We start from the raw sequence: 15,850 nt of genomic DNA, 5'->3' as shown, positions 1-15,850 counted from the left end.
TTGAAAAACTTTGTCAAAGTTCAGAACTTTCACAAGTTGAAATGATTCGTTTGATCATCAAGACCTTTGATCATATTTCTGACAAAAGAATTTCCGGCATCCGGCTGCCCTCTTCCAGCCTTTAAACCCCAAGTTCTTCTTCGGGTTCACATGAATCTAAAACGATCAGGGAGTAACCCTGTTAATCCGGCGAAATTCCCAAAGCAAAGTATACAACCGCCACTGTCCTGGCAAGGATCTCCCGGAACTGGTTCCTGTAATAACTTTCAGGTTTCATTACATCCTGTGCATCAAAACCCAGGGCATTCATGTTGTTGTTTCTGGCAAAAAGAAGAGCCCGAAGATTATGAAAGCCCTGAGAGACAATAATGACATTGTCCTTATGGTAAACATCCTTACAGCGGAGAATGCTCTGATAGGTATTGAAGCCTCTCGGATCCTCCATGATAATTTCTTCCGGAACCCCTTCCTGATAGACCAGATACGTCTTCATGGCGGCAGGTTCGTCATACCCTTTGCTCTTTTCACCGCTTACCAGGATCTTCCGGATTTTACCGTGGTGATACAGGAGCGCGGCGGCGTCCATTCTCTTTGTAAAATAAGGATTGGATATTCCCGATCTCATTCTGGGGGATGTTCCGAGGACAAGGGCCACTTCCCGGGGCGGAATTTTGGAGATTTTTGTATAGGTCCGGCCGTCTGTCAGGGCAAAAACCCAGGCATTGGCCAGGCATATCAACAGAATACCTATTTCTATCGATACGAATACAAGATTAAATATGTTCTTTATTATTCTCAACTAAGATCAAAGTTAAGCTTTATTTTCCTGCTTTTGGCAATCGACATACAAGCTAAAATATGTCCGTTTATTTCTTCTTTTTCCGTTAGATATTCATTTTCAAGCAATTCTACTTCTCCTTCTTCCAGAATACATTCGCAGCTTCCGCAGATCCCGGATTTGCATGAATAAGGTACAGGAAATTTCTGAATTAACAATTGCTGCAGAATTTTTTCTTTATTGTCCGGTAATAGGGTGTCATAGGCCGTACCCAGCAAATTGAATTCCACTTTTACGTTTTCGATCAGCGGGAATTCTTTTTCTACAGGATAAATATCATCATTAAAGGCTTCAAACAGTTCAAAGTGAATGTTTTTCTTAGGAATTCCATGATGGTAGCAGGCATTTGCCAGGGTCCTGATCATCTCCCCTTTTCCGCAGATCAGCACTTCGTCTACGGCATCCCAGATCGTCGATTCCTCGTCAGTATCATCCAGGTGGAGAATCTGGTTGATGATCAGGCTTAATTTTTTATCGTCCAGCCTTCCATGGAAGAAACTATTGGCTGCTTTTTCCCTGGAGTAGAAATAAAAAATCTGCAGCCGGTTGTTGTATTCTTCAGCAAGACGATCCAGCTCATCCCTGAAGATCAGCCCTTCCGAACTTTTATTTCCGAAAAACAGGTATAGCCGCGTCCTCGGTTCGTTGTGAAGGATATTTTTAAAATGGCTTAAGACCGGGGTAATCCCGATTCCTGCAGCAAAGCCTACAATCGTCCTGAATTCGCTGGGCTTGGAAATCAAAGTAAATCTTCCTGCCGGCTCACTCACCCACAGCAAATCGCCTTCCCGATAATTTTCAGACAGCTGTGCAGCAACGGCCTGTGGAGAATTGATTTTGATGGCAAGGGTTATCTTATGTTCATAAGGGGCTGAAGTCATCGAGTAATCCCGGATCACGTATTCACCCTCTGCCTTAAATCTTACGCTGACAAACTGTCCCGCTTCAAACTTAAAATTTTCCTTCAGATGCTCCGGAATTTCAAATTCCAGGGAAAAAGTATTTTTGGTAAGTTCTTTCTTTTTCGCTATTTTTAACCGATGAAACTGCGTCTGTTTCCCTTTATAGATGTATTCTTCCATAACTTTAACTCAAAAATAGATAAAAAAATAATTATGAAGAAGATAATTTTGTCTGCGCTGGTGCTTTTTGCCCTGGCAGGCTGCAAAAAAGAAAGTACAAGAACGGAAGATACTACGGGATCTGCAGATTCTACCGCAGTTTCCCAAAGAGCTGCGACATCCTCTGTTGACCTGAAAGAAATTTCACAGCAGGAATTGGTCAGTCATTTATCCAAGAAAAATGATACTTTATATGTTACCAATTTCTTTGCAACCTGGTGCGGCCCCTGTATGATGGAAATTCCGCATTTCAAGAAAAAGATCAGTGAGCTGAATGGCAAGCCGGTAAAATTTACCTTTGTTGATATTATGGATAAGCCTGCCTGGAAAGATAAAGTTCCGGCATTTGCAAAGGAAAACGGACTGGAAAACCATATCGTTCTGGTAGACGAATCTAAGTTCGACAATACCTTCTTTTCCAATTTCGAAACCTGGACAGGCAACGGAATCCCTTTTACCTACTTCAGAAAAGGCGATAAAACCGGCGAAATTGAAGGCTCGATGTCTGAAGAAATGCTGAATGAAAAAATAAATTCATTCTTAAAATAATCTGCGCATCCTTTTCATAAATGTCCGATAAATTTAAAATCCTGTGTTTATTTTTGCTGATTGCAATCCTGGCTATGGCCGTCATTAATCTGAACACCGGATTTTTAAGCCTAAACTTTCATGACTTTTGGGGAAATGCGTCGAACAGCCAGATTGCCGAGATCCGTGTCAACCGGGTACTGGTGATGCTGCTCGCCGGAATTTCCATTCCGACTTCCGGTTTCCTGATGCAGGAATATTTTCAGAACCCATTGGCAGGGCCGGATATTCTCGGGATTACCTCCGTGGCCAGTCTCTCAGTTGCTTTTTACATTTTTTTTTCCCATGATATCTTCCTTCCGGAATTCCTTCAGAACAGCTTCCTCAGTTTGTCGGCCATTGCCGGAAGCTTATTGCTGATGCTGGTGCTGCTTTCGATCTCGAAGCGGTTTCAGGATAAATCTTATCTCGTTATTTTCGGATTTCTGGTTTCGGCGTTTGCCGGAGCCATTGTTTCGCTGCTTCAGTTCTATGCGGAAAATCAAAGCCTTAAAAACTATATTCTCTGGTCTTTCGGAGCAAACAATATGGTTTCCCGGAACCAGATTTACGTGTTATCCGCTCTGATTGCAGCAGGATTATGGGTCTGCTTTAACATGATCAAACCGTTGATCGGTAATTCCTTAGGTACTTCTTACGCTCAGAGCCTCGGCGTCAACCTGAACCGTCTGAAGATCGGGATCATCGCTGCCTCTTCCCTGCTGTCGGCTTCCGTGACTGCTTTTTTAGGACCGATTCTATTCATCGGCATTATCGTACCGCATTTCTGCCGGCTGATTTATAATCCTTCCAGGCTGTGGCAGCAATGGATTCTGAATATGTTCCTGGGAATGCTGATGATGCTCCTGTTTTCTGTAATTGCCGAAAAGACGCAGATTCCTCTGAATGTAATCAGTTCGGTTTTCGGAATCCCGGTGATTCTGGGAATGCTTTTGAAACAGAACAAGGCTTAATTATCTCTCGCAGATTTTGCAGATTGCACAGATGTTTGAGAATATGTAATTTAAATAATAAAATATATACCTTAGTTTGTCATTCCGCAGGAATCCAGACTAATTTTGTAGAGATGCTTTGGATATAACCATTTAATACAAAATCATATTTTTAAAAGTGATTATGAATATAGAGATAAAGCAGAAACAACTGATTGCAGCAAACATTATTTTGTTTGTAGTAAGCTTTTGGCTCTTAGAATATTCAAAAATGTTCAGAATAGATCAGGAAAAACATTGGATATATTCATTCAGTTGTAATTGGTGGTTTATGATAGCAATATCTTCAGCATTTTGGGGATCCTTAATCTTAGGAGTATATAGCTTATGGAAAGTCAGGAAGCATAAATTTCTATATTTTATTTTTAGTATGGTTCCTACTATAATTTTTTTTCCTAATCGTTTCTATTTAAGTAATGCATTTAATAATTAAACAGGCAGACATTGGCTATAATAAAAACTTAATTTCAAAAGCAGATGCCCATCTGCATCTGGGAGAAGTATGCCTGCTGATCGGAGACAACGGTGTGGGGAAAACCACTTTAATCAAATCGATCCTAAATCAGACTGATTTGCTTGATGGAGACATTTTTATTGAGGATAAAAACATCAGGCACTTTTCCGTAAAGGAAATTGCAGAACAGATTGCCGTGGTTTTTTCAACTGCTCCGGTTCCGCAGAATTACACGGTGGAAGACCTGATTTCGCTGGGGAAATATATTTATTATCCTTTTTATTTTGAACTGAAAAAAGAAGACCGTGAGGAGGTTTCCCGGATCATCCGGGAACTGGATCTTTTACAGTATAAAGATACGCTGCTGAAAAACCTTTCGGACGGTAACCTTCAGAAAGCATTTATCGGAAGGGCCATAACCCAAAACTCCCCGATCATTATCCTGGATGAGCCGACGACCCATCTGGATGAAAAAAATAAGATCATCATTCTCAAAACCCTCAGAAAACTGGCGAAAGAGCAAAACAAGCTCATCCTTTTCTCTTCCCACGACTGGCGCCTCGCTAAAGAGTTTGCCGATAAGATCTGGTATGTGAAAGAAGGACAATTATACTCGGGGATTGTGGAAGATGTTCTGCTAAGGCATGATGAATTGCTTAATCCCACTCTTTTTGAGATCAACGAGAATTTTGTCCCTCCCTTGATCAAAGCGCCGGATACTTATAAAGAAATGCTGTATTCCCTGCTTCAGAAAAACTTTCGAAAAGACCTTTCTTCACTACAATTTGAATTCCGGAATGATATTTGGCTGGTTACCTCCGGTCACCTGTTGCAGCAATGCGAATCTTTTGAAGAAATCGTTAAATTCGTGAAAACCATTCATTAATCAGGGCTTTAGTTTAAATAACTCATATATTATGCATGCATAATATTATGCTTCTCATATTAATTAACATCCTCATTTTCATTTTATTAACAAATTTTAACGCAAATAAATACTATGCATGCATAATATTTACTAAATTTGGTTTAGAACCATTCAGTAAAAAATGATGGATAATAATAAAGAAAAAATAGAGAACGTAGATTTAATCTTAAAGCAGACCTGGCTGGCTGTTTCCAAAATGTATACCGAACTGGCCCAGGAACATGATTCTACGGCGGTCCAGGCCCTTACTCTTTTAAAAATTGATCCTAAAGAAGGAACAAGAAGTACCAATCTCGGCCCGAAAATGGCAATTGAGCCTACTTCCCTCACCAGAATTATCAAACTCCTCGAAGATAACGGCTATATCTATAAAGAAAAGACCACCACCGATAAGCGGGAAGTCATTATCAAACTTACGGATAAAGGCCTCAACTCCAGAAACATGTCTAAAGAGGTAGTTGTCAACTTCAATAAGAAGGTCATGGAGAAGATATCACCGGATAAACTCGAAACCTTCAAGGAAGTTATGAGTGAGATAATGAAAATCGCATCGGATATCAACAACAAAAAATAAGCTTGTCATTCCTCATCAGATTAGAGAGGAACTGGACAGGCGAACTTTATTATACAGATAATAACTAAAAATAAATATTAATGAAAAGAAGAATCAAACACGTGACCGTTCTTGGTTCAGGAATTATGGGAAGCGGTATTGCGGCGCATTTTGCCAATATCGGCGTCCAGGTATCGCTGCTCGATATTGTTCCTTTTGAGCTGAACGAAGCAGAACAGAAAAAAGGTTTAACCAGAGACGACAAAACGGTAAGAAACAGGATTGCTTCAGAAAATTTTGAAAAACTGAAGAAAGCAAGTCCGGCACTGCTCTATTCGCCGAAATTCGCAGATAGAATTACCGTCGGAAACTTTAATGATGATTTGCCTAAAATAAAAAATACGGACTGGATTATCGAGGTCGTCGTAGAAAAACTGGACATCAAAAAATCCGTTTACGAAAAAATAGAACAGTTCAGAAAACCGGGAACTTTAATTTCTTCCAATACCTCCGGAATTCCGATTCACTTCTTAACGGAAGGAAGAAGCGAGGACTTCAAACAGTATTTTGCAGGAACCCATTTCTTTAATCCGGTGCGTTACCTTCCCTTACTGGAGGTGATCCCAACCCACGATACCCTTCCCGAAGTAATCGAGTTTTACATGAACTACGGTGCAAAATTCCTTGGAAAAACAACGGTTCTGGCGAAAGATACCCCTGCGTTCATTGCCAACAGAATCGGAGTGTTTTCTATGATGGATCTGCTTCATAATGTACAGAAGTTAGGATTGACGGTTTCCGAAGTTGATAAACTGACAGGACCGGTTATCGGGCGTCCGAAATCAGCAACATTCAGGACAGCGGACGTGGTTGGTCTGGATACTTTGGTTATGGTAGCCAACGGCGTACGCCAGAGCGGTGCGGAAGCTAATAATTTTAATGATGTATTCGCTCTTCCGGGGTATATCCAGAAGATGGTGGATAACAAATGGCTGGGTTCCAAAACCCAGCAGGGTTTTTATAAGAAAGTGAAAAATGCAGACGGCAAGTCCGAAATCCATGGGTTGAACCTGGATACCATGGATTATGAGCTGCAGGGAAAATCTTCCTTCCCGACCCTGGAACTGACTAAAAACATAGACAAACCGATCGACCGTTTTAAAGTGTTGATCGGCGGTAAAGATAAGGCCGGAGAACTTTACCGGAAATCACTGGGTGCCCTGTTCGCTTACGTTTCACATAAAGTCCCTGAAATCTCCGATGAGGTATACAAGATCGATGATGCCATGAAAGCAGGTTTCGGATGGGAAAACGGACCGTTTGAAATCTGGGATGCCGTTGGTGTTCAAAAAGGTATTGAGCTTGCTGAGGATGCCGGCTACGACGTATCGGACTGGGTGAAGAATGTGGAAACCTTTTATAAGGTAAATGAAGACGGACAAAGTATTTATGTTGATAAAAACTCAGGTGAATACGGCAAAATCCCGGGGCAGGATTCACTGATCATTTTAGACAATATCCGGAAAAACAAAACCCTTTGGAGCAATTCCGGAGTGGCAATTGAAGATCTGGGCGACGGCATCATCAACTTTGAAATCCGTTCAAAGATGAATTCTTTAGGGGGTGAAGTCCTGGATGGATTAAACCGGGCCATCGATCTCGCCGAAAAAGAATACGACGGTCTTGTTATCGGTAACCAGGGAACCAATTTCTCCGTGGGAGCCAACCTGGCCATGATTCTGATGATGGCCATCGAACAGGACTGGGACGATCTGAATATGGCGATCGCTTATTTCCAGAAATCCATGATGCGGGTACGCTACTCCTCTGTTCCGGTTGTGGTTGCTCCTCACGGTATGACTTTAGGCGGCGGATGTGAAATGACAATGCATGCCGACCGTGTGGTTGCCGCAGCAGAAACCTATATCGGACTGGTAGAAACAGGAGTCGGAGTAATTCCGGGTGGTGGCGGTACCAAAGAGCTTACCCTGAGAACATCGAGGGAATTCCATAAAGATGATGTTAAGAACAACCGTCTACGGGAAGCCTTTATGAATATTGCGATGGGTAAAGTGGCCACGTCTGCCTACGAAGCCTACGACATGGGAATTCTCGAGCATGGAAAGGACATCGTTTCCGTAGATAAGAGGAACCAGATCATGACCGCAAAAATGCTGGCAAAAAGCTTAGCCGAACACGGCTATACCCAGCCTATCGAGCAAAAGGTAAAAGTTTTAGGGAAAGATGCCCTCGGAATGTTCTACGTCGGAACCGACCAGATGCTTACCGGAAACTATATTTCCGAGCATGACAAAAAGATTGCCGATAAACTGGCCAATGTTATGGTCGGAGGAAATCTTTCCGAAGAAACCGTGGTTACCGAGCAGTATCTGCTTAATCTCGAAAGAGAGACTTTCCTGCAGCTTTGCGGGGAAAGAAAAACATTGGAAAGAATCCAGTACATGTTACAGAATGGAAAACCATTGAGAAACTAGATTATTTGTAAAATGTAAAAAGTATTAACGTAAAGAGTATTTTAATATGCATGATTTTAGGCAATTAGAAGTTTGGAAAAAATCTATTCAGCTTTGTAAAATCTATTATTTCTTTTCGAAAGAATTTCCTAAAGATAAGCTATTTGGTTTAATTGCTCAATCAAGAAGATGTTTATATTCAATTCCATCCAATATAGCGGAAGGAGCAGGCAGAGATACCAATGCTCAGTTCTCACATTTTTTAAATATTGCTTTAGGTTCTTCTTTTGAATTTGAAACCCAGATTATCATCGCAAAGGAATGTGAATTTTTTGCGGAAGGTAAATTCCAGAAAACGTTAATTGAAATACAGCATATACAAAATATGATTATAAAACTGAAAAAAGTTTACTCAAGTTAAGACTAGAAATACATTGTACATCATACATTAATACATTATACAATTTATGAAAACAGCATATATAGTAAAAGGGTTCAGAACCGCCGTTGGAAAAGCACCAAAAGGAAGTTTACGGTTTACAAGACCCGACATAATGGCCGCTACCGTAATTGAAAAATTAATGGCCGAGCTTCCGCAACTGGATAAAAACAAAGTGGATGACCTGATCGTAGGAAATGCCATGCCGGAAGCAGAACAGGGACTGAATGTAGCGCGTCTGATTTCGCTGATGGGATTGAATACCGACAAAGTTCCGGGCGTTACCGTCAACAGGTATTGTGCATCAGGAAGTGAAGCGATTGCCATTGCTTCCGCAAAAATCCAGGCCGGTATGGCCGACTGTATCATTGCAGGCGGTACGGAATCCATGTCCTATATTCCGATGGGCGGTTACAAGCCGGTACCGGAAACGGATATTGCCAAAACAAACCCCGATTATTACTGGGGCATGGGCTACACTGCAGAAGAAGTGGCCAAACAGTATAACATTACCAGAGAAGAACAGGACGCATTTGCCTTTGAATCTCACAGAAAGGCATTAAAAGCTAATCAGGAAGGCAGATTTGCAAGTCAGATCGTTCCGGTTCCCGTAGAATATAATTTTCTGGATGAAAACCAAAAAATACAGACCAAGAAGTTTGACTTCGCCGTGGATGAAGGCCCGAGAGCAGATACATCCCTGGAAGGCCTTGCCAAACTGAAGCCCGTTTTTGCGAACGGCGGAAGCGTAACGGCAGGAAACTCGTCTCAGATGAGTGACGGAGCGGCTTTTGTAGTCGTAATGAGTGAAGAAATGGTAAAAGAACTCGGATTACAGCCGGAAGCCAGACTGGTTTCCTACGCTGCTGCCGGTCTCGAGCCGAGAATTATGGGAATGGGTCCGCTTTACGCGATTCCGAAAGCATTAAAACAGGCGGGACTGAAACTGAAGGATATTGAGCTGATCGAAATGAATGAGGCTTTTGCGTCCCAATCCGTAGCTATAAAAAAAGAGTTGGATTTAAATCCTGATATTCTAAACGTTAACGGAGGCGCCATCGCTTTAGGTCACCCGCTGGGATGTACCGGAACCAAACTGACGGTTCAGCTGCTTGATGAGATGAGAAAACGCGGAAACAAATATGGTCTGGTGACCATGTGCGTAGGAACCGGTCAGGGAGCAGCCAGTATTTTTGAATTACTTTAATTAAAAAAAACAAAGAGATCATGCAGAGTTAAAATCATTTAGCTTTTATTGTGGATGAAAAGCGGTTGTTTCTGCATTGACAATTTAAAATTAAAATAAAAACAGTATTAAATGGGAAATATAGTAAAAGGTGGTGAATTCCTGATCAGGGAAATTCCTGCAAACGAAATCTTCAGTCTTGAAGAGCTGAATGAAGAACAGAAAATGCTTCGCGATTCTGCGAAGGAATTTATTGACCGTGAAGTGGTTCCTCAAAAGGAGCGCTTCGAGAAAAAAGATTATGCGCTAACGGAGGAAGTAATGCGTAAGCTCGGCGGAATGGGAATGCTGGGAATTGCTGTTCCCGAAGAATACGGCGGCCTGGGAATGGGATTCGTAACGACCATGCTGGCCTGCGATTATATTTCCGGAGCTACAGGGTCTCTGGCAACAGCCTATGGAGCACATACGGGAATCGGAACCCTACCGATCGTATTGTACGGAACCGAAGCGCAGAAGCAGAAGTATCTTCCTGACCTGGCAGCCGGTACAAAATTCGGCGCTTACTGCTTAACGGAGCCGGATGCAGGTTCTGATGCCAATTCAGGTAAAACGAGAGCCAGATTATCTGAAGACGGAAAACATTACCTCATCAACGGACAGAAGATGTGGATTTCCAATGCAGGGTTCGCCGATACTTTTACTTTATTCGCTAAAATAGACGACGATAAAAACATTACCGGCTTTGTAATCAACCGTTCCGAACTGGAAAATCCTGAAAGCCTGACTTTCGGTGAAGAAGAGCACAAACTGGGAATCCGGGCCTCCTCTACCCGACAGGTTTTCTTCAACGACATGAAGGTTCCGGTAGAGAACCTTCTGGGCGAAAGAAACAACGGTTTCAAAATCGCACTGAATGCCCTGAACGTAGGCCGTATCAAGCTGGCGGCAGCGTGTCTGGATGCACAGAGAAGAATCCTGAACCATTCCATTCAGTATTCAAACGAGAGAAAACAGTTCGGCGTTTCCATTTCCACTTTTGGAGCGATCAGAAAGAAAATTGCCGAAATGGCAACCGGGGTTTACGTAAGTGAAGCCGGATCTTACAGAGCCGCAAAAGACATCCAGGATAAAATTGATGAACTGGTAGCCGGCGGAATGGATCACCAGGCGGCAGAGCTGAAAGGCGTGGAAGAATTTGCAGTGGAATGTTCTATCCTGAAAGTTTTTGTTTCAGATTTAGCCCAGCATACAGCGGACGAAGGAATCCAGGTGTACGGTGGAATGGGATTCTCTGAAGATACCCCGATGGAATCGGCATGGAGAGATTCACGGATTTCCAGGATTTACGAAGGAACCAATGAAATCAACAGGCTGCTTGCCGTAGGAATGCTGATCAAGAGAGCCATGAAAGGAGAACTGGATCTCTTGTCTCCGGCAATGGCCATTGGTAAAGAGCTGATGGGAATTCCTTCCTTTGACGTCCCGGATTATTCTGCTTTCATGAGTGAGGAAAAGGCAATTATCGCCAACCTGAAGAAAGTTTTCCTGATGGTTTCCGGAGCGGCCCTTCAGAAATACATGATGGATATTGAAAAGCAGCAGCACCTTTTGCTAAATGCTTCCGAAATCCTGAACCAGATCTACATGGCGGAATCTTCAGTTCTCAGGGCTGAAAAGCATTCGGCTCCGGAATCTGTAGAGGCCGCAATGGCCCAGCTGAATCTTTATAAAGCGGTAGAAAAAATCACCGTTGCAGCTAAAGAAGGAATTATTTCATTCGCAGAAGGCGATGAACAACGAATGATGCTTTCCGGACTGAGAAGGTTTACCAAATATACCAACCACCCGAACGTAGTGGCATTAACGGAAAAAATTGCCGCCCACTACATTAATAAAGGAACTTATTAGTCTTTTATATATAAATTTGATTTCAAAGCGCCTCAGTGATCTGAGGCGTTTTTGTTTTTAAAAAAGACTTTTGATTAGTTTGCTTTAACCCCCTTACAGCAATAGTGGCTTAAATTATATTTCTCCCTAATCTGACCGGCAGGAACGAGGTTAAATATTTTTTTATTTGTTTTACTTTAGCCGATCAAATATTTTTCCGTGTAATAAAAACCAGCATTGAACGGTCTTTAATCATAGCTCAATTTAAAAAATATATAATGAAAAAGTTGTTGTTTCCTATTTTACTGTCTGTTTCGGTTTCCTGTTTTGCCCAGAGAAAAGAATTGAAGCCATTTATTGTACCAAATGATACGCTTAATAAAAAGAATAAGTGCATCGGAGATACGATAGGACCGACAGATCAGGAGAAAAATTTTTACAATATGCCCACTGCAAAACCTTCTGAAGGGGCTGAATATTCCAGCTTAAAGGATACCGGAACCGACCGAACGGATTACAGGATGCTTAATGCCATGAAGCCGGAAGAACTTCAGACGCGAAAAGCGGATAATTTTCCCAAGTCCAGGGGCAAATAACGCGGTATCTCTTTTCACTAATCAAAAGAGGAATTTTATCGCTAAAAGATAACCCGGAATAAATGAGCTGATGCAAAGATTAAGGCCGACTAAAATAATAGATAAAAATGCCCTGTAATTTTGGAGCATTTTTTATTTTTGCAGTCTACTGTAAAGATCATGACAAAAGAAGAACTGCTCAACAGAGCCATAAAAATTGCCGACAAAGCACATAAAGGGCAGACCGATAAATACCATGCTCCCTACATTGCCCATGTAATGCGTGTCATGGAATACGGAAAGACCATGGATGAAAAAATTGTAGGCGTACTGCACGACGTCGTAGAAGACCATCCCCAGGAATTCAGCCTGGATTACCTGCGCGACGAAGGCTTCCCCGAATATATCATTTTTGCCATCAGCTGCCTGACCAAATTCGATCCTGAAGAGGAATATGATGATTTTGTGAAAAGAACCGAAAGATCGCCCCTGGCCGTTGCCGTAAAGCTGAATGACCTGCGCGATAATATGGATTTGCGAAGGGTAACCCGGGAACTGACGCCGAAAGATATCAAGAGGTTCAACAAATACCTGAAGGCCTACCATTACCTGATTGAAAAATACTAAAATAATGTGAACTCGGCCATATCAATTCACGTAATTACTTAATTCAAAATAAAATTAAGGATGATTTAATCAGGATTATGATTAGAATTTCTCTGGTTAAGATAAGTAAACGTTACGCTTCTGATAGGATTTTATCCTATCCTTTAGTAAGCCGTTCCTTCGGGACTTTAAAACAATATAAATCAGATCTTGGTTTGAGGCTGTTTATTCAGGATTAAACAGGGATTTCCTTCGATAGAATGACAAAATGTTTTGTCTTATTATCAAAACCATCATGATATTTTGACGGGAAAGACTTCCTGCATCCGGCTTCCCTCTTCCAGCCTGCTAACTCCGGTCCGCCTTTCAGTTCACGTAAAATATAATCCTCCACAGATCTGCTGTGGAGAATTTATTTAAACCTGAATTGTCCTGTTAATCCGCACCCGGGAAATGATAGGTTCTGGCCGGCGGATTGGTATCGTCTATATTGATGTTTAAGGCGAGGTAGACAAAATGGAAATTCCTGTTTCCTTTGGCTTCAAATTCCCTTTGAAGAAGATATCCGCCAAGTACCCCGAAATGTTCGTCGATCTGATATCCAAGACCGCCGTAAATCCTGTTCCTGGCAAATGATGGTTTGTTAGGGGAAACAATAAATATTTCATCATAAACATTGGCAAAAAGTGTTTTCGGACCGATTTTCTTGGCATTCAGCGGTACTGAAACATTCAGACGGTACCGGTACCGCATTCTTTCCGAGTTTTTATCCGTCTGCGGTTCATAAAACCAGGATTTTTCAACACGTATGCGGTTTTCGAACTTAACGATTCCTTTTTTAAAATCGATCACATCCTGCAGCCAGACCCGGAATTCCTCCTTGTTGATGGCATGCTCTTTATAGGTCGCATATCTTCCCAAACCTACAAAGGGCTTATGATTCTTCGTCAGATTATATCCCAGACCTCCTTTTATTTCATAATAATCGGGATAGCTGTATTCTTCGATCCCTCTGGACTGGCCTTCAAGATACAGGAAGAATTTAGGATGAAATTTATAAGTTATGGTGAGTGCATTGAAGCTGGAAATATGTTCCTGGGCTTTAAAAAAAGTAACGCTTAGCAGTAAGCTCAAACTTATAAATAATTTCATGTAAAAATTTTTGCAAATGTAGATGAATTAACAATTTCGTAATATTAACTTTAATTCATTATTAATTAACATTTACTTAATATTGATATTATAGGAAAACCCCAAATGAAACCACCTTTGTGGCATCTGTACGCCAAAAGTCTCTGTATAATAAGTGTTTGTTATATTATTAACCAGAACATATACGGAGAAGTCTTTTTTAACGAAACTTAATTTTTCATCGACCAGATGATAGCTTCCGTTATTCAGCCGTTCATTATAACGATATGCAATTTCGTTGGTGAAATTTTTAAGAAACCGGGTTTCTAATTTCGCGATAAACTGGTGCCTTAAATTATCCAAGGCATACCGTGCCAAAAAATTTCCCGGCTGGTTGATTTTATTATCCAGATAGGTATAGCCGACCGTGTATTTCAGCCAGTCGTTCAACCGGTGATTCAATTCGGCTTCAATGCCTTTGATGGTGGTATTCCCGATATTCTGGGCAGACCAGAAAGTATCGCTTTCATTGATTTTGGTCCAGTCGATTGCATCATGCGTATCCCTCAGGAATCCGCTTACTTTCACGAGGATATTTTTAGTCTGATACTGGTAACCGATTTCGGAATATACCGCATTTTCAGGTCTTAGATCAGGATTCCCGTGTTCCGTTTTGCTGGTATAGTAAAGATCGGTAAACGTCGGCACCCGGTGTACCCGGGCAATATTTCCGTAGACCTTATTGTTTTCATTAAAGGTAAAGCCGGCATCCAGTCCCGGATAGAAAAAGTTTCCTTCCTTCGAGTAATTAGCCCAGGAAATGCCGGGGCTTATGGACAGCCTGTTGTCAAGTAAAGAAAAATGATGTTCGAAAAATACCTGCGAAACAAAGCGGTTTCTGTTGCCCAGGTTGTTGCTTACCAGCAGTTCCTTTCTCAGTTCAACACCTAATCCCGTGGTTCCCAATCCCCAGTCGTAAGCGGAGTTCACTTCACCGCCTACATTATTTCCAATGTGCATATTGCGGTATATTTCCGGCTTTTCCCTGTTGAAGAGGTACATATCCTGCCCTCTCCTCCAGTACAGATTTGAATTCAGTTTCAATTTCCCGAATTTTTGCCGGTGTGCAAGACTCACCACAGAAGCCTGCGTTTCTTCATACTGATCGGTAGCAGCTTTGGACGAATAGAATCCGTTGGCTCCGAATTTTTTCTCTGAAAAGCCGGCCTGTAATCTGATATCGCCTTCTTTAATATTCAGCTTGCTCTGGTAAAAAACATTCCGGATTTCATAGTCTGTATTGTAGATGTATCCCTGGGAGCTCGCGGAGTTGGCCTGCAGGGAATTTGAAAATTTTTCATTTCCCAGCCGGGCATTCAGGCCGAAGCCATAGGTTTCAAAATCTCCGCCTTCAGCACTTACTTTCACCCTTTTCCCGGGGTCTGTCTTTGTAATCACGTTGATGACGCCTGCATACGCATTCTGTCCGAACCTTCTGGCCGCAGGACCTTTGATAACCTCGATCCTTTCCACTTCATCCAGATCTACCGGAAGATTCATGGAATTGTGCCCGGTCTGGGAATCATTCATCCTGATTCCGTTCAAAAGCAGCAGAACCTGCTCAAAAGAGCTCCCCCGGAACCCGATGTCACTCTGTACCCCGTTGGCTCCCCTCCTGCGGATGTCCATTCCCGGAACCAGCTGAAGGATTTCATCAATGCTTTTCGCCGGGGAATTGATAATGTCTTCTTTTGTAATGACCGTAATGTTTTGGTTGGCCGCTTTGTAAGGGGTGGAAAAAAGCTTTCCCTGGACTTCAATGGTTTCAATATCCGTTGACTTTTCCTGTGCCTGAACGAAAAACAGAGCACCAAGGAAAAAAATACTCCCAGCTTTTTTAATCATAATTTCGGGTTTATTCTCAGTTAGTTTATGGTCTCAAAAATAGTGGAGTTCGCCAACACAGGCAAATGATAGTTGTCATAAAAAAAAGGATGCGAAAAAATCGCATCCCGGGAATTATCGTGTTTATCTTTTTCTCATTAAATGTGTAACCAGATCTCTGAATAGTTTTC

Annotated in this window: 14 protein-coding genes; 10 read left to right on the top strand and 4 right to left on the bottom strand. The window is 41.9% G+C overall.

The features are described 5' to 3' along the window. Positions 1 to 181: 181 nt before the first annotated feature. On the bottom strand, positions 182 to 799 hold the full coding sequence (locus tag CHA01nite_RS00990; RefSeq protein WP_146939355.1) for a SanA/YdcF family protein: 618 nt from the start codon (positions 797 to 799) through the stop codon (positions 182 to 184). Then, the gene (locus tag CHA01nite_RS00985) at positions 796 to 1,920 is read right to left on the bottom strand and encodes a ferredoxin--NADP reductase (RefSeq protein WP_146939354.1); all 1,125 of its coding nucleotides are present in this window, start codon (positions 1,918 to 1,920) and stop codon (positions 796 to 798) included. Before CHA01nite_RS00985 ends, CHA01nite_RS00990 begins: the two co-directional genes overlap by 4 nt. Positions 1,921 to 1,953: 33 nt before the next feature. On the opposite strand from CHA01nite_RS00985, the gene CHA01nite_RS00980 reads away from it, so the two are divergent. The 10 genes from CHA01nite_RS00980 (at position 1,954) to CHA01nite_RS00935 (ending at position 12,665) form a co-directional block, all read left to right on the top strand. Further along, positions 1,954 to 2,508, top strand: coding sequence for a TlpA family protein disulfide reductase (locus tag CHA01nite_RS00980; protein WP_146939353.1), 555 nt, complete (start codon positions 1,954 to 1,956; stop codon positions 2,506 to 2,508). Between the two features lie 20 nt (positions 2,509 to 2,528). Further along, positions 2,529 to 3,500, top strand: coding sequence for an iron chelate uptake ABC transporter family permease subunit (locus CHA01nite_RS00975; protein ID WP_146939352.1), 972 nt, complete (start codon positions 2,529 to 2,531; stop codon positions 3,498 to 3,500). Between the two features lie 455 nt (positions 3,501 to 3,955). After that, positions 3,956 to 4,879, top strand: a complete 924-nt coding sequence (locus CHA01nite_RS00970; protein WP_146939351.1) for an ABC transporter ATP-binding protein — start codon at positions 3,956 to 3,958, stop codon at positions 4,877 to 4,879. A gap of 166 nt (positions 4,880 to 5,045) precedes the next feature. Further along, entirely contained in the window at positions 5,046 to 5,495 is a 450-nt protein-coding gene (locus CHA01nite_RS00965; RefSeq protein ID WP_146939721.1) for a MarR family winged helix-turn-helix transcriptional regulator, read from the top strand. Between the two features lie 80 nt (positions 5,496 to 5,575). After that, a complete protein-coding gene (locus tag CHA01nite_RS00960; RefSeq protein ID WP_146939350.1) occupies positions 5,576 to 7,969 on the top strand; it encodes a 3-hydroxyacyl-CoA dehydrogenase/enoyl-CoA hydratase family protein in 2,394 nt (797 codons plus the stop codon). 46 nt (positions 7,970 to 8,015) lie between these two features. Beyond that, positions 8,016 to 8,369, top strand: coding sequence for a four helix bundle protein (locus CHA01nite_RS00955; RefSeq protein ID WP_146939349.1), 354 nt, complete (start codon positions 8,016 to 8,018; stop codon positions 8,367 to 8,369). Between the two features lie 46 nt (positions 8,370 to 8,415). Beyond that, a complete protein-coding gene (locus CHA01nite_RS00950; RefSeq protein ID WP_146939348.1) occupies positions 8,416 to 9,594 on the top strand; it encodes a thiolase family protein in 1,179 nt (392 codons plus the stop codon). Between the two features lie 111 nt (positions 9,595 to 9,705). Beyond that, a complete protein-coding gene (locus CHA01nite_RS00945; protein ID WP_146939347.1) occupies positions 9,706 to 11,484 on the top strand; it encodes an acyl-CoA dehydrogenase FadE in 1,779 nt (592 codons plus the stop codon). Positions 11,485 to 11,741: 257 nt separating this feature from the next. After that, a complete protein-coding gene (locus CHA01nite_RS00940; protein ID WP_146939346.1) occupies positions 11,742 to 12,059 on the top strand; it encodes a hypothetical protein in 318 nt (105 codons plus the stop codon). Positions 12,060 to 12,218: 159 nt separating this feature from the next. Next, positions 12,219 to 12,665, top strand: a complete 447-nt coding sequence (locus CHA01nite_RS00935) for a phosphohydrolase (RefSeq protein WP_146939345.1) — start codon at positions 12,219 to 12,221, stop codon at positions 12,663 to 12,665. 414 nt (positions 12,666 to 13,079) lie between these two features. On the opposite strand, the gene CHA01nite_RS00930 is transcribed toward CHA01nite_RS00935, so the two are convergent. Together CHA01nite_RS00930 and CHA01nite_RS00925 are read right to left on the bottom strand one after the other, a co-directional pair. Continuing rightward, the gene (locus CHA01nite_RS00930; protein WP_146939344.1) at positions 13,080 to 13,796 is read right to left on the bottom strand and encodes a DUF2490 domain-containing protein; all 717 of its coding nucleotides are present in this window, start codon (positions 13,794 to 13,796) and stop codon (positions 13,080 to 13,082) included. A gap of 72 nt (positions 13,797 to 13,868) precedes the next feature. Continuing rightward, positions 13,869 to 15,680: a TonB-dependent receptor plug domain-containing protein gene (locus tag CHA01nite_RS00925; RefSeq protein WP_146939343.1), complete on the bottom strand. Its 1,812-nt coding sequence runs from the start codon at positions 15,678 to 15,680 to the stop codon at positions 13,869 to 13,871. Between the last annotated feature and the right edge of the window lie 170 nt (positions 15,681 to 15,850).

This window comes from Chryseobacterium hagamense (assembly GCF_007991455.1).
GTDB classification, from domain to species: domain Bacteria; phylum Bacteroidota; class Bacteroidia; order Flavobacteriales; family Weeksellaceae; genus Chryseobacterium; species Chryseobacterium hagamense.
The sequence above is the reverse complement of the archived record's forward strand: the minus strand, read 5'-3'. Positions and strand labels throughout refer to the sequence as shown.

What these genes read in the sequence shown, in the direction of transcription:
- CHA01nite_RS00985 (WP_146939354.1), bottom strand. Translation starts at nt 1,920, where the DNA reads ATGGAAGAATACATCTATAAAGGGAAACAGACGCAGTTTCATCGGTTA.
- CHA01nite_RS00980 (WP_146939353.1), top strand. Translation starts at nt 1,954, where the DNA reads ATGAAGAAGATAATTTTGTCTGCGCTGGTGCTTTTTGCCCTGGCAGGC.
- CHA01nite_RS00975 (WP_146939352.1), top strand. Translation starts at nt 2,529, where the DNA reads ATGTCCGATAAATTTAAAATCCTGTGTTTATTTTTGCTGATTGCAATC.
- CHA01nite_RS00970 (WP_146939351.1), top strand. Translation starts at nt 3,956, where the DNA reads ATGCATTTAATAATTAAACAGGCAGACATTGGCTATAATAAAAACTTA.
- CHA01nite_RS00965 (WP_146939721.1), top strand. Translation starts at nt 5,046, where the DNA reads ATGGATAATAATAAAGAAAAAATAGAGAACGTAGATTTAATCTTAAAG.
- CHA01nite_RS00960 (WP_146939350.1), top strand. Translation starts at nt 5,576, where the DNA reads ATGAAAAGAAGAATCAAACACGTGACCGTTCTTGGTTCAGGAATTATG.
- CHA01nite_RS00955 (WP_146939349.1), top strand. Translation starts at nt 8,016, where the DNA reads ATGCATGATTTTAGGCAATTAGAAGTTTGGAAAAAATCTATTCAGCTT.
- CHA01nite_RS00950 (WP_146939348.1), top strand. Translation starts at nt 8,416, where the DNA reads ATGAAAACAGCATATATAGTAAAAGGGTTCAGAACCGCCGTTGGAAAA.
- CHA01nite_RS00945 (WP_146939347.1), top strand. Translation starts at nt 9,706, where the DNA reads ATGGGAAATATAGTAAAAGGTGGTGAATTCCTGATCAGGGAAATTCCT.
- CHA01nite_RS00940 (WP_146939346.1), top strand. Translation starts at nt 11,742, where the DNA reads ATGAAAAAGTTGTTGTTTCCTATTTTACTGTCTGTTTCGGTTTCCTGT.
- CHA01nite_RS00935 (WP_146939345.1), top strand. Translation starts at nt 12,219, where the DNA reads ATGACAAAAGAAGAACTGCTCAACAGAGCCATAAAAATTGCCGACAAA.
- CHA01nite_RS00930 (WP_146939344.1), bottom strand. Translation starts at nt 13,796, where the DNA reads ATGAAATTATTTATAAGTTTGAGCTTACTGCTAAGCGTTACTTTTTTT.
- CHA01nite_RS00925 (WP_146939343.1), bottom strand. Translation starts at nt 15,680, where the DNA reads ATGATTAAAAAAGCTGGGAGTATTTTTTTCCTTGGTGCTCTGTTTTTC.